Below are 18,560 nucleotides of genomic sequence, written 5' to 3' on the forward strand. Positions count from 1 at the left end.
TGGCCTTATGCCGGTTCGTCGGCCTGGCGCCCGTTCTCCTGCACCAGCACCATGCTCGCCGGCGACGACAGGGCGATGCCTTCCTCACGCAAGCGCCCGAGGATAGTGAACAACAGGTCGCTGCGCGTGCCCGATACCTGTCGAGGCGAAGCGACATAGCCGCTCACCCCGATGACCATGCCACTGCTGGTCAGATCCTTGAAGGTCACCGAGGTGGCCGGCGCGTCGAGGATCGACTCATGCTCCTTGTACGCCGCCAGCAGTACCTCGCGCACTTTCGCAGGATCGGTCTCCAGCGGCAGCGTCAGGGTGATGCCCACCACCCCAAGAGCATTGGCCATGGTCACGTTACGCACGTTCTGCGAGATGAACTGCGAATTGGGCACGATCACCGTCGAGCGGTCGGACATCTGGATCTCGGTGGCGCGCACGTTGATCCGGCGAATATCACCCTCGACACCCGCCAGGCTCACCCAGTCGCCCACCTTCACCGGGCGCTCGGTGAGCAGGATCAGGCCGGAGATGAAGTTCTGCACGATCTGTTGCAAGCCGAAACCGATACCCACCGACAGCGCACTGACTACCCAGGTCAGGCTGGTCAGGTTGATGTGCAGGGTGGACATCACCAGCATGGCCAGGAACAGGAAGCCCAGGTAGCCCACCAAGGTCACCAGCGAGGCGCGCATGCCGGCGTCCATGTCGGTTTCCGGCAGCAGGCGTTCGCTCAGCCAGCGCTTGACCACGCGAATGGCGAACCAGCCACCGAGGAAGATCGCCACGGCCAGGAAGATGTCCTGGGGCACGATGTTCAGGTTGCCCAGCACTTTGCCACCGGTACCGTCCCAGTCCGCCAGGCTCAGCAGCAGCTCGCCCGGGCTGGTGCCCGATGGCATGAATATCAGCAACGCGGCGGCGAACAGCAGCAGTGTGCGGCCGATGCCAGCCAGCACCGTGCTGGCCTGGGCCTGGTGGCGTTGCTGCAGGCCGAGCGCCGAGGCCAGCGCCAGGCCACCTGGCTGCCGCGGCGACAGCAAGGTTTCGCACAGGTCGCCGAACACGGTCACCAGCAGGTAGGCGCAGGTCACCACCACGCTGACCCACAGCAGCTTGGCGGTGAGGAAGTAGGCCAGCGTCAGGTAGCCGGCGAGCAGGGTCAGCAGGATAGCCGCCACCCAGGCCACGATCACGAACGGGATCAACCCGGCCAGGCCCTTGGGACGCTCAAGGTCGTGCAAGCGATGGGCACGGCGATAGCGCAGCAGGGCCACGACGAACAGCAGCGACACCACCAGCGCGGTCAGGCCATTGGTGGCCAGGGTCAGCGCCAGGCTGGTGCCGATCACGCTGTTGATGCGTTCCTGGGTCAGCAGCACCATCAGCGCCAGGGCCAGCACTTTGGGGAACCAGCCCAGGGCGCTGGCTACCTCGTCGGCGATCGGCGGCAGGCGCCAGGACGGGCGCTGCAGCATCAGCATGGCGCGGCCCAGCCCCGAGATGAAGGCACTGAAGATCACCAGCGCAAGAATATGGTTAGTCAGGCTGGCCAGGTCGGTGCCAAGCTCCGCGCTGCTCTCCAGGCCCCAGCGCAGCAACGACACAGAGCCGGAGATAGTGCCCAGCGTAGCCAGGCTGACGCTCAGGGCCAGGGCGCTGCGGCGCAGACGGCCTTCGGGCAGCCAGCGGATCATGGCATCGGCCAGCAGGCGCTCCAGCAGCCGCCGCACCAGGGTCCAGACCAGCACCGCCGCCACCAGCGCGGTGATGAACAACCAGCGGTGTTCGGCGCTGAAGGCGCTGGCCATGGCGTCCGACACCTCGCCGCGCAGGTCGCGCAGGCGCGCCACGTCGTCATCGGTGGGGCGGATCAGGCTCGACCAGAACGCCGGGCTCAACGGGCTGGCGGCGCGGCTGGTGATCTGCGAGTTGAACAGGCTGCGGCGCAGGTTGACGATCTGCGTGGACAGGTCACGGGCCGACTGGGTCAGCGTGGTGGCGTCCTTCTGCTCGGCGACCACCTTGTTCTTTTCGTCAGTGAGCTGCTTGCGCTGGCGCGTCAGGCTCTCGGCCTCTTCGGCCATGGGCGGGCCGAGCACGTTGAGCTGGTCGTCCAGGCGCTGCACGTCGGCGGTGCGCTGGGTGGCCAGCGCATCGGCCTGGCGCTGCACCTGCAGGGCCGACTGGCGCAACTGCGCGAGCAGGTCGTCATTGGCGTTGCTGGTGACGCCCTGGCGGATCTGGTCGAGTCGTTCGCTCAACTCTTCCAGGCTGGCGTTCTCGTCCAGCACTTGCTGCTCGGCCACGGCCAGGCGCGATGCCGGCGTGGCCGGGGCAGCCCAGGCCGGGACGGCCAGGCATAACAACAGGGCGAAAATCCCCGCACAGAATCGGTCAAGGCTGACACGCCTCATCGAATGTTCCTCTACGCAACTCGACAGGGCGTGAATTCTACTCGGTCCGGGCGCTCAGGAGAGTGCCGTCTCTCGGTCCAGCAACTGACGCTTGCGCTCGATGCCCCAGCGGTAGCCACTGAGGTCGCCGTCACGGCGCACCACCCGGTGGCAAGGAATCGCCACGGCGATCGCGTTGGCCGCGCAGGCCTGTGCCACCGCCCGCACCGCCTTGGGCGCGCCGATGCGCTCGGCGATGTCGGTGTAGCTGACCGTGGTCCCGGGCGGCACCTCGCGCAGCGCTTGCCAGACCCGCTCCTGGAACGCCGTGCCCTGCACATCCAGGGGCAACGCCAGGCCCAGCGCCGGCGCCTCGACAAAGCCGATCACCTCGGCCACCAGCCGCTCGAAAGTATCATCGCCGCCGATCAGCCGGGCCTTGGGGAACTTGTCCTGCAGGTCCTTGAGCAAGGGCTCGGGCTCGTCACCCAGCAGGATCGCGCAAATGCCCCGCTCGCTCTGGGCGACCAGGATCGCCCCCAGCGAGCACTGGGCCACGGCAAAGTGGATGGTGGCACCCTGGCCGCCGGCACGGTACTCCCTCGGGCGCATGCCCAGCCGTTCGGCGGCGCTCTCGTAGAAGCGGCTGTTGGAGTTGTAACCCGCGTCGTAGATGGCCTCGGTGACGCTGTCGGCGGCATCCAGGCGCTCGCGTAGACGCTGGGCGCGAAAGGCCGAGGCGTAGGCCTTGGGGGTCAGGCCGGTCTCGGCCTTGAACAGGCGATGCAGATGGAAGGGGCTGACGTTCAGCTCGCTGCCGAGCTGGTCGAGGTTGGGCGCGGTTTCACTGGCCTCGATCAGGCGGCAGGCGCGGGCAACCAGGTCGGTGCGCCGGCTGCCCTGCGCGGCTTTGCAGCGTTTGCAGGCGCGGTAGCCAGCTGCCTCGGCCTGGCCGGGGTCGGCAAAGAACTCGACATTCTCGCGCTTGGCCAGGCGCGACTTGCAGGCGGGCTGGCAGTAGACGCCGGTGGTGCGCACGGCATAGACGAAATGGCCGGTCGCGGCGGTGTCGCGGGACTGCACGGCGTGCCAGCGTTCAGCGTCGGTGGTGTAGGTGGTCGGGGCGTGGTTCATGGCGCCTCTCCTTGGTTCGATGCGCTGAGCTTGGCGGCTTGGCCGACAGTGAACACTCCGAATCTTGCGTTATCTTCAACGAACCCGCGATAGGGCCGTGCAGGCGGATGACACTTCAAGCCCGCCACAGGTACCAGGCCGCCACGGTCCGGTACGGGCTCCACGCCCCGCCCAAAACCCGCATCTGCGCGGGCGTCGGCGCCTTGTCCAGCCCCTTCATGCGCCGATACCCCTCGCGCACGCCAAAGTCGTCCACCGGCAGGATATCCGATCGCTCCAGGCTATAGATCAACAGCATCTCCACCGTCCAACGCCCGACTCCTCGCAGCGCCACCAGGCGTTCGACCAGTGCGGCATCCGACATATGCAGCGCCTCTTCCCGGCTGGGCACCACACCCTCCACACGCGCCTGGGCAATCCCGTGAACCGTGGCGATCTTGCTCGCGGATAGCCCACAGGCGCGCATCGCCTCCGGCGTCACCGCCAGCAACTGTTTGGGCGAGGGAAACGCTCCATCCGGGAACAGTGCCAGCAGTCGCCCGAGGATCGCCTCGGCCGCCCGCGCATGCAACTGCTGGTAGGCGATGGCCCGCACCAGCGCCTCGTACGGCTCGCGCCCGGGGGTGGCCCGATGCAGGCAGGGCCCGACGGCGGCAATATGCCGCGCCCAGTGCGCATCCTGCCCGGCCAGCCAGGCAGAGGCATGGTCAAAGGCCTGCGGGGAAAGGTCTGCAAGGATCATCTTCGGCGTTCGCATGGATACGGATCTCCGAGCCTAGCCCAACCGTTCATCGGTGAAACGCTCAATCTTGCTTATCTAATCGCTGGCATACCATTGATCCGCCAGTAGCGCCGCGCATAGAATTGAGAACTATTAACAATCACATTATCCGGGCAGGCTCTCCAGACGATGCAGATCGAAGACACGCTGAAACCGGCCGAGGTCGATCTGCTCTATCAGGCCCATCATCGCTGGCTGCGCGGCTGGCTCGGCGCCCGGGTGGGTTGCCGGGAGAACGCCGCGGACCTGGCCCAGGACACCTTCGTGCGCCTGCTCAAGGCGCGCCAGGCCTCGCCACTCAAAGAGCCACGCGCCTACCTGAGCAGCATCGCCCGTGGCCTGATGATCGACCAGTTCCGCCGTCGCGCCTTGGAAAAGGCCTACCTGGAAAGCCTGGCCAACCTGCCGGAACAAGAGGCGCCCAGCGAGGAACAACGCCTGTTGATCCTCGATGCCCTCGAACGCCTCGACCTTGCCCTGCAACGCCTCAAGCCCCGGGCCCGCCAGGCCTTCCTGCTGGCCCAGCTCGACGGCCTCAGCCTGGCACAGATCGCCCAGCACCTGGACGTTTCCCGGGCCACCGTGGAACGCGACCTGGCCAAGGCCCTGGGCGTCTGCTACCGGATGCGCTATGCCGACGCCTGACCAGACACCGACCCAGGCCCAGGTCGACCAGGCCATCGAATGGCTGGTCAAACTGCGCTACGACAGCCCCGGCCCACGTACCGAACAGCAGTTCCAGCGCTGGCTGGCCAGCCACCCGCAGCATGCCCAGGCCTGGCAGCGGGTCAGCAGCCTCGGTGACGAACTGGCCAGCCTGCCAGCCGAGCTGAGTCGGCAGACCCTCGCCGGTACCGAGCGCCGACGCATGAGCCGGCGCGACCATCTCAAGCTGCTGTCGGTATTGGCCTTGGGCGGCGCCGCTGGCTGGGCGGCGCGTGAACCGCTGGGCCTGTCGGCCTGGATGGCCGACAGCCGCACCGCCACCGGCGAGCGCCGTGAACTGCTCGGCAGCGACGGCAGCCTGATCCGCCTGAACACCGCCAGTGCCATCGACCTGCGCTACAGCGCCGACCAACGCCGGCTGACCCTGCTGCGTGGCGAAATCAGCCTGGACAGCAACGTCAACGACAACCGCCCGTTCAGCATCGACACCCCGGTTGGCACCCTCGGCACCCAAGGCGGCCAACTGCTGCTGCGGGAGAACGAGCAGGGCCTGCTGCTGGCCGTGCGCCGAGGCGAGGTGACGTTGTTCCCCGCCTCCAGCGCCGCGCATTCGGTCAAGCCTGGCGAGGTGCTGCAGGTGTTCGCCCAGGGCGACTATCGGCCCGCCACCGTGCATGGCGACCCCTGGGGCTGGACCGACGGCGTGCTGAGCGTGCAGCAGATGCCCCTCGGCGAGTTCATCGACGAGCTGTCGCGCTACCGCCCCGGCGTGTTGCGCTGCGCGCCGGAGGTGGCAGGGCTGAAAGTTTCCGGCACCTACCAGCTGGCCGACACCGATCAGGTCCTGCTCCTGGTCGCCCGTAGCCTGCCGGTGCGCGTCGACTACCGCACACGCTATTGGGTGAGCATCGGCGCCGCCTGAACAATCGATGAAAATAAATGAGGTGGAATCTCATTCTCGTCCGGCCTGAAGGAAAACAAGCCCGAACAGTGGTCTGACAACCTTCAGGAGCGCTTCATGATTCGCCCGTGTTCCCCTCGCAACGCCACCCTGCGCCATGCCATCCACGCTGCCGCCCTCGGCCTGGGCATGGCCTGCGCAGGCGTGCTGCCGACAGTCGCCGTCGCCGCGCCCGCCAGCCAGAGCCAGCAGCGCGACTGGAACATCCCGGCCGGCCCGTTGGCCGCCGCGCTGGACCAGCTGGCGCGCCAGGGTGGGCTGAACCTGTCGTTCGACGCCGGCAGCCTGCAGGGCAAGACCACCCAAGGCGTGCAGGACCGACATGACAGTGCGCAGGCGTTGCAGATCCTGCTGCAGGGCAGCGATGTGCAGGTCCAGCAGGAAAGCGACAAAAGCTTCCTGCTGATACCTGCCCTGGAGGTGGGCGATGCCCTGCAACTAGGCGCCACCAGCATCTCCAGCAACCGCCTGGGCGAGACCACCGAGCACAGCGGCTCCTACACCACCGGGGCGGTCACCATCGGCAAGACGCCGCAGAGCATCCGTCACACGCCGCAATCGGTGACCGTGGTCACCCGCCAGCGGATCGACGACCAGAACATCACCAACCTCACCAACCTGCTCGAGCAGACCCCAGGCGTGGTGGTCAACCTGACCGACAGTGAGCGGGTGCAGTACTACTCGCGCGGCTATCAGATCGACGCCATCCAGTACGACGGCGCCACCGTGGTGCAGAGCAGCGGCGGTGGTTCGTTCATCCAGAGCGATTCGGCAATCCTCGACCGCGCCGAGATCCTGCGCGGCGCAACCGGCATGCTGCGCGGCGCCGGCAACCCCTCCGGCACCGTCAACCTGGTGCGCAAGCGCCCCACCTATGAGTTCCAGGGCGAAGGCAGCGTCACCCTCGGCACCTGGGATGCCCAGCGCTACGTCGCCGACCTTTCCGGCCCCTTGACCGAGACTGGCAACGTGCGTGGCCGGGTGATCGCCGTACATGACGAGAAGGACCACTTCCAGCAATCGCGCCAGGAGCGCAAGGATGTGCTGTACGGGGTCATGGCCTTCGATCTCGACGACAGCACCACCCTGACCACTGGCCTGGAGTGGACCCAGCTCGACGCCACCGGCGCCTGGGGCAACCTGCCGGCCGACTACGACGGCTCGCCATTGCCGTTCGGCCGCAGCACCTACCTGGGCGCCGACTGGAACCGCTGGAACCGCAGCAACCTGCAGACCTTCGCCGAGCTCGAACACCGTTTCGACAACGACTGGACGCTCAAGCTGATGGCCCAGCGCACCCACTTCGAGCTGGACGACAACGGTTTCAAGCAGACCTACTTCAGCCGTGCCACCGGCACCGCCAACCCGACCCGCAACCCTTACCTGATGAGCTACCAGGTCACCGAAGGCGACGGCGGCGAGAGCCTGCAGAACAACCTCAGTGCCACCCTCAGCGGCCCGTTCGACCTGCTCGGCCGCAGCCACGAGCTGATGCTGGGCGTCGAACGCATCCGCAACGACTCCTACGCCTCGGCCACCAACAATGTGCAATCGGGCGTGTTCGATATCCGCACCTGGGACCCGAAGACCAGCCTGGCCAACCCGAGCATCGACATCACCGCCCACCCGGTACGCACCCGCACCACCCAGGAAGGCGCCTATGCCACCTGGCGCATCTCCCTGGCCGATCCGCTCACCGCAATCATCGGCGCCCGCGCCAACTGGTACGACTACGAGCAGGAAAACAACACCAAGGCCAACGGCAAGTTCAGCGTCGACAACGAGATCGTGCCCTACGCCGCGCTGATCTACGACCTCAACGACAACTTCAGCACCTACGCCAGCTACACCGAGATCTTCAACCCGCAGACCAACACCGATGCCGCAGGCTCCGTGCTCGAGCCGGTCACCGGCGAAGCCTACGAGACCGGAATCAAGGGCGAGTTCTACGACGGCCGGCTGAACACCTCGCTGGCGTTCTTCCGCATCTACCAGGTCGGCAACGCGCTGGACGACCTCAGCGGGCCGAACCCGTGCCTGCCCAACTACACCAGCGGCTATTGCAAGGTCGCCGCGGGCAAGAACCGCAGCCAGGGCTTCGAGCTGGAGATTTCCGGCGAAGTGCTGCCGGGCTGGAACATGACTGGCGGCTACACCTACAACACCACCGAATACCTAAAGGACACCACCGGCAACAACGGCAACCCGATCCGCACCACCGACCCCAAGCGCATGCTGCGTCTGTTCACCAGCTATCGCCTGCCGGGTGAGCTGCAGGCCTGGACCGTGGGCGGCGGCGTGCAGGCGCAGAGCGCCATCTACAACCGCAGCGGCACAGCCGAAGCTTCGCAGTCGGGGTATGCGGTGTACAACGCGATGGTGAACTACCGCTTCAACGACAACTATTCGTTGCAGTTGAACGCCAACAACCTGTTCGACAAGAAGTACTACCGCCAGGTGGCGCCAACGCCGACCGGGTACTACTGGGGCGACCCGCGCAATGTGTCGGTGACCTTGCGCGGAACGTTCTGAGCTGCCGTTCGATGGCTGGGGATCAGTCCGCCACCGCCTGAAGCTTGCCCGCCCGGCGATAGGCCTGGCGGGCGAAGCACACGAACAGCCCCGCCATCAGCGCCAGCGCCATGGGCAGGCCATGGGGCGCCACGTCCATCGCCGCGCCGCTGACCAGCGGCCCGACCAGGCTGCCGACGCCCCACAGCAAGCCGACGCTGGCGTTCGCCGTGACCAGGTCCTGGCCTTTGAAGCGCTGCCCGATCAGTACCAGCGCCAAGGTATAGATGCCCCCCGCCACCGCGCCGAGCACCACCAGTAGCGGCCATAGCAGCCAGGTCATCTGCAGCAGCCACGGCAAGGCGATACCGATACTCATCGCCACTAGCCCGCACACCAGGTGCAGCCCGGTACGCTCGACCCGGTCGGCGAGCCAGCCCAGCGGCAACTGGAAGAGCATGTCGCCGGCGAACACCACGGTCACCATCAGCGCCGCCACGCCCACGGCGAAACCATGGCTGGTGGCGTACACCGGCAGCAGCGACAGCACCACGGCATCGAAGAACGAGAAGAACAGCACCGCCACGCACAAGGCCGGGGCCACACGGAAGAAACCGGCCAGGCCGAAGCTCTTGGCGTCTTCCTCATGCTCGACATGATCGTTGGGCACGGTGAACAGGATGCACAGCAAGGCCAGGCCATAGCAGAGGGTGACCACGCCGGTCAGCCATGGGCTATTGGCGCCCAACAGCGCAAGCAACGCCGGGCCAAGCACCTGGAAGCCGGTGAAGCTGGTGGCATACAGCGCCATGATCTTGCCGCGGTTGTGCTCCGGGCACAGCTCGTTGACCCACGACTCGCCAAGGATGATCGCGATGCCCATGCCGATGCCCAGCCCAAGGCGCAGCAGCGCCAACCACAGCATCGAGTCGAAGGCCCACTCGAGCAAGGCGATGCTCAGGGTGCACAGGCTGAAGCTGAGCAGGTAGATGACGCGGCGGGTCAGGTACTTGCAGCAGGCATCGACCATGAACGCCGAGAGCATCATGCCGGCCGCCGGGATCGCCGAGATGATGCCGATCTCCAGGGTTCCCGCCCCGGCCTCGTGCAAGCGCAACGACACCAGCGGCAGGCTCGCCCCGAGGCTGAAACCGACCACCGACACGGCGAACAACAGGCCCGCCAGCAAACGCATGTTCATGTACCACTCCTTGCAAGCCGGCGCGCAGGGGCTCAGGCCCTGGCCGACTGGAAAATCCGCTGAAAGATGTTCGAACGCAGACGCCCGCCGTCACGCCGGGAAGGCGCGCTACGCAGGGGCGCGGATCAGTTCAGGGCAAGGTGTGGCGAGAAGGTGAAGGCAAACAGCACGCTGCGTCGACGCTTGAGCACCGTGTCGCTCGGCCACGCGCGGCGCGCTGTCGGGGCGACAGGCTGGCGGTGTGGGCGAAGACTACGGGTACGGCGCATTGCATCGGCTACGCAGGTATTGAGGAGGCGGCACTCTAGGCCAAGGTGATCCGGACCGTCAATCGCCACAGTGGCTTCGCCCTCTCTGTGGACGCCGCCGCGCTACAACGACCGCTGAAAGTCGTAAGCGGAGAAGTGCCGATTTTTTAAGACTTTCCCCATTCCCTGTAGTCCATTTCCCAAACATACTCCCAAGCCCTTTCAAGCCATTGCGGTGCTCTGGGTTGGCCTCTAGTCTCGGGCGGTCGCTGCAAAATCAGCGACCGGCTTTGACAGGCCGCTCTGAACAAACCGCATGGCGCTGCTTTATGGCGGCTGTGCGTGGGGCACCTCGTGTGCGCCGGTTTCTGGTCTTGTTCACCGGTCTGTCAACCCATGTACAGCTGCCACCTTCTTGTTTGACAGCAACCGGTGGTGGTCCCTATCCACGAACAGGACCTTGACCATGCTTAAGATCGTTCCAGATCCACCCCACACCCCTCATTCCCTCGAAGACACCCTCATCCAGGCCACCGAGTTCGCCCTGTGCGCGTTGACCGTGGCCCATCATGCCGTGCAGCTCAAGCCCAGGTCGCCGGCCGCCGTGTTGATGATGGCGTCGATGCATGAAATGGAGTCGCTGCGTGTGTTGCTCGAAGCGGCATTGATCCAGGTGCAGATGCCGGCACAGGCGCCGACGCTGCATTAGGCACCGACCATTCCAGGGAGAACAACCATGACCACAGACGACATCCACACCACCGTCGGCAAGACCAAGTTCTACCAGGGCGAAGGCATGACCGAACCGCTGTTCTGCATCGAACCCGGCATCCCTTGCCAGCACGCCCGCGATCAGGCCTCGGAGTTGATGGGCTGCGTGCGCGACCTGACCATCACCGGGATCATGGAAGAAAAGCCCCAGCTGCTCTGGGCGTCGTATTACCTGAGCGCGCTGGCCAAGGCGCTGATGGATGATGCCGAGCTAGGCATGAAGCGCTGACACCTCAAAAGCATCGCGCAGGCAAGACGCCTGAGCGCAAACGCCCGGGCGCCGGCTTGTCGCGGCGGCGAAAGGGGCGCACAGCGCCCCTACCCTCTCAGCGCTTGCCGGTGGAAGGCAAGAACACCGCCAGCAACCCGAACAATGGCAGGAACGAGCAAACCCCGTACACATACTCGATCCCACGCAGGTCGGCCACATACCCCAGCAGCGCCGCGCCGATCCCACCAAACCCGAACATCAGCCCGAAGAAGATCCCGGCGATCATCCCCACATTGCCCGGCACCAGCTCCTGGGCATACACCACGATGGCCGAGAATGCCGAAGCCAGGACGAAGCCGATCACCACGCTGAGCACGGTGGTCCAGAACAGGTCGGCATAGGGCAGCGCCAGGGTGAACGGTGCCACGCCGAGTATCGAAAACCAGATCACCGCCTTGCGCCCGATGCGGTCGCCGATGGGCCCACCAAAGAAGGTGCCCGCCGCCACCGCGCCAAGGAACAGGAACAGGTGCAGCTGCGAACTGGCCACCGACAGCTGGAACTTCTCGATCAGGTAGAAGGTGAAGTAACTGGTGAAGCTGGCCATGTAGAAGTACTTGGAAAACACCAGCAGGCCCAGCACCACCAAGGCCATCATCACCCGCTGGCGCGAGATGCCGTGGGTGGCCTGCACCGCCTTGCGCGCCTTGGCCTGGTTCAGGTGCTCCTTGTACCAGCGGCGCAGCATCAGGGTCACGGCGAAGAAGAACAGCCCGGCCACGCCGAACCAGGCCACGTGGGTCTGGCCGAAGGGAATGACGATTGCCGCCGCCAGCAGCGGGCCAAGGGCGGAGCCGGCGTTGCCGCCAACCTGGAAGCTCGACTGGGCCAGGCCGAAGCGCCCGCCCGAGGCCAGCCGGGCAATGCGCGAAGTCTCCGGGTGGAAGGTCGAGGAGCCGATGCCCACCAGCGCCGAGGCCAGCAGGATCATCGGGAAACTGCCAACGAAGGCCAGCATCACGATGCCCACCAGGGTGCACAGGGTGCCCAGCGGCAACAGGTTCGGCGTGGGCCGCTTGTCGGTGAAGAAGCCTACCCACGGCTGTAGCAGCGACGCAGTGATCTGGAAGGTCAGGGTTATCAGGCCGATCTGGGCGAAGCTCAGGTTGTAGTTGGCCTTGAGCATCGGGTAGATCGCCGGCAGAACCGCCTGGATCAGGTCGTTGATCAGGTGCGCCAGGGCGCAGAAACCAATGATGCTCATCACCAGCGGCGTGGCCGGGTTTGCCGGGCTACTCGCGCTGGAAGTCGGTGTGCTGCTGATGGCCATGGGCTGGATGTCCGTCTGCGGGTTGGGATCCGATTATCGTGAAACAAATAGATACGAAGCTACCTTTTTATTTGCGCGAGCCTTCCATCCGACACGCACTTGTAAATAATTCTCAATATATTTAGCATCCTTTCTCCTCTTCCCTGTGAACGCTGGGCGAAACCGCCCGCCCTCTGCGAGCAGACCGATCCCATGAGCCCGATGCCCGCCTTGCAGCCCACGCCCGACCCCGAGCAGGAAGCCCTGGACTGGTTCTCGCGCCTGCGCCAACCCGGCTGTGACGAGGCCCTGCGCCAGGCGTTCGCCAGCTGGTGCCAGGACCCGCTCAACGCCAGGGCGTATGCCCAGCTCGAAGCTTACTGGCAGCAGTTGCAGGTGCCGGCAGCCCGGCCACGACCACGGGTCGCCAAGGTGCGCCGCAGCCGTGCCGGGCTGTGCCTGGCGCTGCTGTTCCTGATGCTGGTGGCGGCACTCGCCTGGATTTACTGGCCGCTGATGCAGCGTCTGGGCAGCGAATTGCACACCGACAGCGGCGAACGCCGCAGCGTGCGCCTGGCCGACGGCTCGACCCTGCACCTGGACAGCGCCAGCGCGATGAATGTCGACCTGCGTGGCCGCACCCGCCAACTGCACCTGGTGCAGGGCCAGGTCTACCTGGAGGTGAGGCTCGATGGCCGGGCCATGGAGGTGCAGGTCGATGACACCCGGATCCAGGTGTTCGGCACTCGCCTGCAGATCGCCCGCCATGCCGAGTACGACGAACTGGTGGTGCTCAGCGGCAAGGCCGCGGTCCTGCAGGGCGGTGACCAGCGCATGGTCAGCGCTGGTGAACGGGTGACGTTCAGTGAATCCCGCATCAATTCCGTCGAGAAGATCGACGCCAAGCTGGTCGATGCCTGGCGCAACGGTCAGTTGAAGGCCCGGAACCTGCCGCTGGGCGAAATATTGGAGCGCCTGGCCAACTACCGTGGCCAGCGTGTCTGGATGATGAACGAGCCAACGGCCTACCAGCGGGTCAGCGGTGATTTCGACCTCGACCACCCGGCGCAGAGCCTCGAGCGCCTGGCCGCCGATCAGCAATTGCGCCTGCACAACCTGTTTGGCCACTGGCTGATCGTGCGCTGAAGCGCCCTTCTCGGCTAAGCGTTTGAAAGGTTGGAAAATTTTTTTAAAACGTTGTTGACAGGATCGCGATTCGAGCTAATAATGCGCGCCAAGTTGGCTACATAGCTCAGTTGGTTAGAGCATAGCATTCATAATGCTGGGGTCCGGGGTTCAAGTCCCTGTGTAGCCACCACCTTCTAAAAGGGCTTATCGAAAGATAAGCCCTTTTTCTTTGCCCGCGAAAACGTTACTTCACTCCCGCCACCACCACGGCCAGCCCCAGGCCGATCAAGGCCACCCCGATTACCCGGTCAACCGTGCGCTGACGCTCGATCATCGCCGCACGCAATCGCGCACTGGAGAAGAACACCGCCACCAGGCTGAACCAGGCCCAATGGGCGAACGACATGAACGCACCATAGGCGAAGTCCAGCGCCAGCGGGCTGCCCGGCCGCACTACCTGGGTATAGGCGCTGACCACGAACAGCATGGTCTTGGGGTTCAAGGCATTGGTCAGAAAGCCCGTGCGCAACGCGCTCGCCACGCTGGACGCACCTTGCGACAGGCCGTCTAGCTCAATGCGCGTGGTATTGGTCAGCGACTTGTAGCCCAGGTAGAGCAGGTAGCCCGCCCCTACCACCTTCATGGCCAGGAACAGTGTGGGGGTTTGGCTGATGATCACGGCAATGCCGAGCACCGTGTACAGCACATGCACCTGCACACCCAGGGCGATGCCCGCCGCAGCGGCGAGACCGGCCTTGCGGCCTTGCGCGTAACTGCTGCGGGTAACCATGGCGAAGTCGGCACCAGGGCTGATGACGGCCAGGATGGTGAACAGGGCAACGGCGATGAGTTCGTTCACAAACAGGGATCCTCGATGAAAATTCACGGAAGATGGGATTATCCTGTTACCTGGAACGAGTAAAAATCGATTTATAGTCTGGCTAATCTGCTAGTTTTACTCACCTATCTGCATTGAATCGACTGGCCTATCGCGGGGCAAGCCCGCTCCCACGCGTGCTTCACGCTGCACTCGCGGGAGCGGGCTTGCCCCGCGATAAAGCCAGAACAGGCCAGCACATGAAACTGCCTCCCCTTACCGCCTTTCGCTACTTCGACATCGCCGCCCGCACTGAAAGCTTCGTGCGCGCCGCCGAGCACCTGCATGTCACCCACGGCGCCGTCAGCCGCCAAGTGCGCCTGCTCGAAGAAAGCCTCGGCGTGGCACTGTTCGAACGGCGCAACCGGGCAATCTTTCTCACCCCCGCCGGTCGCGAGCTACACAGCACCACCCAATCGATCTTCGAGCAATTGGAAGGCGCCGTGCAGCGCCTGCAACAGCAGCCTGAAGACAACGTACTGGTGGTCTCCTGCGAGCCGACCATCGCCATGCGCTGGCTGATCCCGCGCCTGCCGCGCTTTCACGCCGCACACCCCGACCTGCAACTGCATCTGGTGGCGGCCGGTGGGCCGGTGGACTTCGCCCGTGGCGGCATCGACCTGGCACTGCGCCGGGACGACTTCCACTGGGATCGTCAGCTGCACAGCCTGAAAATCTGCGATGAATGGATCGGGCCGGTAGCAAGGCCAGACCTCAACAGCCAACGCCTGCTCCATAGCAGCACTCGCCCAGATGCCTGGGCGACGTGGCTGCGCCTGAGCGGCCAGCACCTCCCGCACAGGACACGCAGCGACTTCGAGCACTTCTACCTGTCGCTGCAGGCCGCCAGCGCCGGCATGGGGATGGCCATCGCCTCGGCACTGATGGTGTGCGATGAGCTGAACAACGGCCAGATGGAGGCCCCTTTCGGCTTTTTGCGCGACGGCTCCAGCTATCACCTGCTCAGCCCGCTACCACTGGACGACGGCAGCAAGCGCCAGCGCTTCGCCCAGTGGGTCGGTCAAGAATGCCGTATCTGCCTCGCTCACCTGGGCTTGCTGCAGAACGACGAACCGGCCCCGCCATCGCCGCCCCAGGTGCGATAGCCGGCCGTGTCGATATGGATGCGCCCCGAGGGGTAACGGCCAAGCCCCATGTTCCAGGCACGGCCGTGCTGCTGCCAGAAACGACACAGCGGGTTCGGGTCGGCCCAGGGCGGCAGCAGCAGGTCGACGGCGAAGGCGCGCATATGCGCGCTGCTCGGCGCGCCGCCGGCACAGGGATTGAGCCGGGGATCGCGGTAGGCCGACACCACTTCGAACTGACGCAGGACACCCTGCTGGTCCAGGGTCTGGATCAAGGCCAGCGTCGAGCGCACCGCCGGCCAATGGCTCGCCGGCGGCACCGCAAAGGGTGAAGCCTGGCACAGGCGCCAGTCCGAGGCCGAGCGCAGCAACTGATGGATCGGCACCACGCCATACAGCCGGGCGTCCACCAGCATTTCACGAAACCGGCGGTTCTCGTGGTCCCCGGCCCACTGGGCGAACATCCACACATCACGTTCATCGGCCTGGACCGTACCCAGCCCGACCAGCGCGCTAGCCAATAGCCATATCCTGGCGCTTTTCATTCCCCCACCTCTTCATCCACCATGGGCAGTCCGCCGTCCTGGCGGCCACTGACAAGGAGTTAAGCATGCACAAGATTGCTGTATCGGGCCTGGCCGCCCTCGCCTTCAGCGGCCTGGCCATGGCCGACGCGCAGATTGATCTGGGCGATGCCCAGCGGGTCACCCGGCTGTTCGCCTACCCCAACAACTGCAACGTGATCTGCTACCGCGACTGGACACTCGAACAGACCGTCGAGCACTACCTCACCCAGAGCGTGCAGCGCGACGGCTATGCCAATGCCAAGGTCACGGTGAACCGCGACAACGACAAGCTGCACGCCAGCATCACCGAGGTACCGGCGAGCTACGCCGAACCCCTGCGCAAGCTGCTCGACAGCGGCGAGCTGGCCTACCAGGGAGCCGCCCGCCTCAACCAGAAAGGCGGCTGGGACTATAGCTGGTACCTGTTCCTGCCCCTGGGCATGGCCCTGGAGAACCGCCGCAGCATCGAGTTGCTGCACTTCCCGCCGGACTATTCGCTGACCCGCTACCAGGACTACCTCAAGTCCAACACCACCGACCGCTGGGCGGAGCTTCTGACCTTCAATGGTATCGAGGCTACCCAGACCCCGGCCTACCAGACCATCGTCGACATCGCCCCGATCGCCGCGCCGGCCAGCGCCGGAAAGGACCTGGAAGGGGTCTACAGCTACTTCAACGACTACCAGGTGCGCATGGTCAAGGAAGTGGCCCTGACCCACGACGGCAAAGGCGCCTTGCCGATGGTCGCGTTCGGCGCGCCGGTACGGGCCTGGATCCAGCAGCAGTATGGGCCGAAGGTCAACGTGCTCGGCCTGGTGAGCATCAGCCCCGAGGCCAACAGCGCCAAGGTGCCCGTGCTCGGCGCCAACCACCCGAGCGCGATCTGGTACGCCGCCGACCCGAAAAGCTACGACGGCGACCAGGACAAGGCCGACGCGGCCGGTTTGAAGATGATGGGCCAGGACCTCTCCGCAGCCTGCTGGCAGGCCGGCATGGGGCGCAACCCCCAGGCCGATGCCAAACTCACCCTGGATGCCTGCACCAGCAAGTGGCAGGTCACCCAGAAGAAGCAGACCTGCGAACTGTTCTACCGCACCATTCGCGAGATGACCCCGGAGCAGGCGGCGGCCAAGTGCAATACCGGGACGGTGACGCGCAGCTTGCGCGAACTGCGTAAACCGGTCGAAGTGCTACACCCAGAGATCTGAGTTACTTGCACAAGGGGCCGCGATGCGGCCCTATCGCCGGCAAGCCGGCTCCCACCCCGACCGCGCCGCCTTCAAGCCAAGTGCCATCGCTGTGGGAGCTGGCTTGCCAGCGATGGGCGCGTAGCGGCCCCACTACAAGACAGCTCGCGAAATCAATCTTCGAGCAGCGTACAGGCCATCACCAGCGCATCTTCCCGCCCACCCGCCATCGGATAGTAGTCACGGCGCCGACCGACTTCATTGAAGCCATAGCGCTCGTACAAGCGATACGCCGACTGGTTGCTGGCGCGCACTTCCAGAAAACACTCGCGACCATTGAGCTGGTAGGCCCGCGCCATCAGGTGTTCGAGCAGGCGCAGGCCCAGGCCACAGCCCTGGTTTTCCGGCTTGACGGTAATGTTGAGCAGGTGCGCCTCATCGATGATCACGTTGATCACGCCGTGACCGACCTGCTGCTGGCCGTCGAACATCAGCCACACTTCGTAGGACTTCAGTGCATCTTGAAAGATGCCGCGGGTCCAGGGATGGCTGAAGGCGGCATATTCGATCTTCAGCAGGGTATCCAGATCCGCCTCGGTCGCCGGGCGGAAACTGATCGAGTCACTCATTCAACACATTTCCAGCGCGCCATCAGCTGGCGCATGGCTTTCCAGACGTCCGCCTTGCGCTGCGGCTCGTCCATCAACAGTTCAAGGCCGGGCAAGGCCCAGGCATCGCCGAGCAGGTCGACCTTGAGTTCTCGGTAATAGGCTTCGTCGTCGGCCTGGCCGGCGAAGCGAATGGCCGGCAGGCCGATCAGCCACAGGCAGGCGCACGGCGCCTCTTCCAGGCGCGCGGCGATAAAGCCCTGGACAAAGTCCCGGGCGGCGTCCGGGCCCTGGTCCATGTTGCCGCGCATCAGCAACGGCCAGCGTACTGGCTCGCCAATGATCTGCGGGGCGTCCGGCAGGCCGGCGGCGCGTAGCATGTCCTTGAGCAGCAGGTAGGACGGGTCGCGACTCTGGAACGGCTGGCCGGTGGCCAGCTCCACCAGCAACAGGCAGTCGCCGGCACGCAGCAACTGCAGGGCGAAGCGTGGTGGTGGCACGGGCGCCGGACGCGACGCGGGAGGCTCTGCCTCGGCTTCGACCGGCTTGGCGGCGGGTTTCGGCGCACTGCCCGGGCGCGGGATCTCGATCTTCGGCCGCTCGGCACGCGCCTGAGGGGCTGCCGGGGTGGCGCTCGGCGCAGCTGCAGGAGCGGCCGGTCTCACCTCGAAGTCAACCTCATCGACCGGCGCCACCGGTAACAGCAGCTCTGGCCGCGACGGCGCGGCGAACGGCAGTTCGGCGCGCGGCAGCCAGTGCACCACTTGCATGGCGGACAGGTAGGCGCGGCGGCGGGACTCGATCAGCAAGGCGCGGGTATCCGGTGGATAGTCGAAACAGTCGGGCATTCTAACGCTGTTGACCTGGATGCGCCGCAACAGATTGTCGGCCATCGCGGGGCAAGGCCGCTCCCACGCCTGCCTTAGGAC

At 65.3% G+C, this 18,560-nt stretch carries 17 protein-coding genes and 1 tRNA gene; 9 read left to right on the forward strand and 9 right to left on the reverse strand.

Annotation, left to right across the window (positions count from 1 at the left end; all coding sequences use genetic code 11):
- Positions 1-5: 5 nt before the first annotated feature.
- From ACQ4OD_RS24820 to ACQ4OD_RS24830, 3 genes are all read right to left on the reverse strand, one after another.
- A complete protein-coding gene (locus ACQ4OD_RS24820; protein ID WP_430945104.1) occupies positions 6-2,408 on the reverse strand; it encodes a DUF3772 domain-containing protein in 2,403 nt (800 codons plus the stop codon).
- A 54-nt stretch (positions 2,409-2,462) separates the two neighbouring features.
- Positions 2,463-3,521 carry a bifunctional DNA-binding transcriptional regulator/O6-methylguanine-DNA methyltransferase Ada gene (gene ada / locus ACQ4OD_RS24825; RefSeq protein WP_110702544.1) on the reverse strand — a complete coding sequence of 353 codons (1,059 nt, stop codon included), beginning with the start codon at positions 3,519-3,521 and terminating at the stop codon, positions 2,463-2,465.
- Between the two features lie 115 nt (positions 3,522-3,636).
- Complete coding sequence (locus ACQ4OD_RS24830; RefSeq protein WP_198755561.1) at positions 3,637-4,263, reverse strand: DNA-3-methyladenine glycosylase family protein; 627 nt, start codon at positions 4,261-4,263, stop codon at positions 3,637-3,639.
- 168 nt (positions 4,264-4,431) lie between these two features.
- Here ACQ4OD_RS24830 and ACQ4OD_RS24835 point away from each other — a divergent pair, with 168 nt between their 5' ends.
- From ACQ4OD_RS24835 to ACQ4OD_RS24845, 3 genes are all read left to right on the forward strand, one after another.
- Positions 4,432-4,947, forward strand: a complete 516-nt coding sequence (locus ACQ4OD_RS24835; RefSeq protein WP_198755560.1) for a sigma-70 family RNA polymerase sigma factor — start codon at positions 4,432-4,434, stop codon at positions 4,945-4,947.
- Positions 4,934-5,890, forward strand: a complete 957-nt coding sequence (locus tag ACQ4OD_RS24840; RefSeq protein ID WP_430945105.1) for a FecR domain-containing protein — start codon at positions 4,934-4,936, stop codon at positions 5,888-5,890. The genes ACQ4OD_RS24835 and ACQ4OD_RS24840 overlap by 14 nt, the downstream gene beginning before the upstream one ends.
- A 96-nt stretch (positions 5,891-5,986) precedes the next feature.
- Positions 5,987-8,461, forward strand: coding sequence for a TonB-dependent siderophore receptor (locus ACQ4OD_RS24845; protein WP_430945106.1), 2,475 nt, complete (start codon positions 5,987-5,989; stop codon positions 8,459-8,461).
- A 22-nt stretch (positions 8,462-8,483) separates the two neighbouring features.
- Here ACQ4OD_RS24845 and ACQ4OD_RS24850 read toward each other — a convergent pair whose 3' ends face one another.
- Entirely contained in the window at positions 8,484-9,641 is a 1,158-nt protein-coding gene (locus tag ACQ4OD_RS24850) for an MFS transporter (RefSeq protein ID WP_102683849.1), read from the reverse strand.
- A gap of 714 nt (positions 9,642-10,355) precedes the next feature.
- Between ACQ4OD_RS24850 and ACQ4OD_RS24855 the strand changes: the two genes are divergently transcribed.
- The gene (locus tag ACQ4OD_RS24855) at positions 10,356-10,598 is read left to right on the forward strand and encodes a hypothetical protein (protein WP_430945107.1); all 243 of its coding nucleotides are present in this window, start codon (positions 10,356-10,358) and stop codon (positions 10,596-10,598) included.
- A 27-nt stretch (positions 10,599-10,625) separates the two neighbouring features.
- Positions 10,626-10,889, forward strand: coding sequence for a DUF3077 domain-containing protein (locus tag ACQ4OD_RS24860; RefSeq protein ID WP_102683851.1), 264 nt, complete (start codon positions 10,626-10,628; stop codon positions 10,887-10,889).
- 97 nt (positions 10,890-10,986) lie between these two features.
- On the opposite strand, the gene ACQ4OD_RS24865 is transcribed toward ACQ4OD_RS24860, so the two are convergent.
- Complete coding sequence (locus ACQ4OD_RS24865; RefSeq protein WP_258701143.1) at positions 10,987-12,201, reverse strand: MFS transporter; 1,215 nt, start codon at positions 12,199-12,201, stop codon at positions 10,987-10,989.
- 201 nt (positions 12,202-12,402) lie between these two features.
- Between ACQ4OD_RS24865 and ACQ4OD_RS24870 the strand changes: the two genes are divergently transcribed.
- Both ACQ4OD_RS24870 and ACQ4OD_RS24875 read left to right on the forward strand, forming a co-directional pair.
- The gene (locus tag ACQ4OD_RS24870; RefSeq protein WP_198755565.1) at positions 12,403-13,326 is read left to right on the forward strand and encodes a FecR family protein; all 924 of its coding nucleotides are present in this window, start codon (positions 12,403-12,405) and stop codon (positions 13,324-13,326) included.
- A gap of 95 nt (positions 13,327-13,421) precedes the next feature.
- Positions 13,422-13,498 (forward strand) — tRNA-Met (locus ACQ4OD_RS24875).
- 54 nt (positions 13,499-13,552) lie between these two features.
- Here the strand turns inward: ACQ4OD_RS24875 and ACQ4OD_RS24880 are convergent.
- Positions 13,553-14,167 carry a LysE family translocator gene (locus ACQ4OD_RS24880; RefSeq protein ID WP_198755556.1) on the reverse strand — a complete coding sequence of 205 codons (615 nt, stop codon included), beginning with the start codon at positions 14,165-14,167 and terminating at the stop codon, positions 13,553-13,555.
- Between the two features lie 218 nt (positions 14,168-14,385).
- On the opposite strand from ACQ4OD_RS24880, the gene ACQ4OD_RS24885 reads away from it, so the two are divergent.
- Positions 14,386-15,291 carry a LysR substrate-binding domain-containing protein gene (locus ACQ4OD_RS24885; protein WP_430945108.1) on the forward strand — a complete coding sequence of 302 codons (906 nt, stop codon included), beginning with the start codon at positions 14,386-14,388 and terminating at the stop codon, positions 15,289-15,291.
- Here ACQ4OD_RS24885 and ACQ4OD_RS24890 read toward each other — a convergent pair.
- Positions 15,231-15,815 carry a D-Ala-D-Ala carboxypeptidase family metallohydrolase gene (locus ACQ4OD_RS24890; RefSeq protein WP_430945109.1) on the reverse strand — a complete coding sequence of 195 codons (585 nt, stop codon included), beginning with the start codon at positions 15,813-15,815 and terminating at the stop codon, positions 15,231-15,233. The genes ACQ4OD_RS24885 and ACQ4OD_RS24890 overlap by 61 nt on opposite strands.
- A 65-nt stretch (positions 15,816-15,880) precedes the next feature.
- On the opposite strand from ACQ4OD_RS24890, the gene ACQ4OD_RS24895 reads away from it, so the two are divergent.
- Entirely contained in the window at positions 15,881-17,044 is a 1,164-nt protein-coding gene (locus tag ACQ4OD_RS24895; protein ID WP_430945110.1) for a hypothetical protein, read from the forward strand.
- Between the two features lie 152 nt (positions 17,045-17,196).
- Here the strand turns inward: ACQ4OD_RS24895 and rimI are convergent, their stop codons facing one another.
- Both rimI and ACQ4OD_RS24905 read right to left on the reverse strand, forming a co-directional pair.
- Positions 17,197-17,652: a ribosomal protein S18-alanine N-acetyltransferase gene (gene rimI, locus ACQ4OD_RS24900; RefSeq protein WP_046857177.1), complete on the reverse strand. Its 456-nt coding sequence runs from the start codon at positions 17,650-17,652 to the stop codon at positions 17,197-17,199.
- On the reverse strand, positions 17,649-18,440 hold the full coding sequence (locus ACQ4OD_RS24905; protein ID WP_198755564.1) for an energy transducer TonB: 792 nt from the start codon (positions 18,438-18,440) through the stop codon (positions 17,649-17,651). Before ACQ4OD_RS24905 ends, rimI begins: the two co-directional genes overlap by 4 nt.
- Positions 18,441-18,560: the final 120 nt, after the last annotated feature.

It is taken from the genome of Pseudomonas sp. WC1, from assembly GCF_050586565.1.
Lineage (GTDB): Bacteria > Pseudomonadota > Gammaproteobacteria > Pseudomonadales > Pseudomonadaceae > Aquipseudomonas.

Excerpts from the sequence above, each read along its gene's own strand:
- rimI (WP_046857177.1), bottom strand. The coding sequence starts at position 17,652 with ATGAGTGACTCGATCAGTTTCCGCCCGGCGACCGAGGCGGATCTGGAT.
- ACQ4OD_RS24870 (WP_198755565.1), top strand. The coding sequence starts at position 12,403 with ATGCCCGCCTTGCAGCCCACGCCCGACCCCGAGCAGGAAGCCCTGGAC.
- ACQ4OD_RS24830 (WP_198755561.1), bottom strand. The coding sequence starts at position 4,263 with ATGATCCTTGCAGACCTTTCCCCGCAGGCCTTTGACCATGCCTCTGCC.
- ACQ4OD_RS24855 (WP_430945107.1), top strand. The coding sequence starts at position 10,356 with ATGCTTAAGATCGTTCCAGATCCACCCCACACCCCTCATTCCCTCGAA.
- ACQ4OD_RS24865 (WP_258701143.1), bottom strand. The coding sequence starts at position 12,201 with ATGGCCATCAGCAGCACACCGACTTCCAGCGCGAGTAGCCCGGCAAAC.
- ACQ4OD_RS24860 (WP_102683851.1), top strand. The coding sequence starts at position 10,626 with ATGACCACAGACGACATCCACACCACCGTCGGCAAGACCAAGTTCTAC.
- ACQ4OD_RS24820 (WP_430945104.1), bottom strand. The coding sequence starts at position 2,408 with ATGAGGCGTGTCAGCCTTGACCGATTCTGTGCGGGGATTTTCGCCCTG.
- ACQ4OD_RS24890 (WP_430945109.1), bottom strand. The coding sequence starts at position 15,815 with ATGAAAAGCGCCAGGATATGGCTATTGGCTAGCGCGCTGGTCGGGCTG.
- ACQ4OD_RS24885 (WP_430945108.1), top strand. The coding sequence starts at position 14,386 with ATGAAACTGCCTCCCCTTACCGCCTTTCGCTACTTCGACATCGCCGCC.
- ACQ4OD_RS24895 (WP_430945110.1), top strand. The coding sequence starts at position 15,881 with ATGCACAAGATTGCTGTATCGGGCCTGGCCGCCCTCGCCTTCAGCGGC.
- ACQ4OD_RS24850 (WP_102683849.1), bottom strand. The coding sequence starts at position 9,641 with ATGAACATGCGTTTGCTGGCGGGCCTGTTGTTCGCCGTGTCGGTGGTC.
- ada (WP_110702544.1), bottom strand. The coding sequence starts at position 3,521 with ATGAACCACGCCCCGACCACCTACACCACCGACGCTGAACGCTGGCAC.
- ACQ4OD_RS24845 (WP_430945106.1), top strand. The coding sequence starts at position 5,987 with ATGATTCGCCCGTGTTCCCCTCGCAACGCCACCCTGCGCCATGCCATC.
- ACQ4OD_RS24840 (WP_430945105.1), top strand. The coding sequence starts at position 4,934 with ATGCCGACGCCTGACCAGACACCGACCCAGGCCCAGGTCGACCAGGCC.
- ACQ4OD_RS24835 (WP_198755560.1), top strand. The coding sequence starts at position 4,432 with ATGCAGATCGAAGACACGCTGAAACCGGCCGAGGTCGATCTGCTCTAT.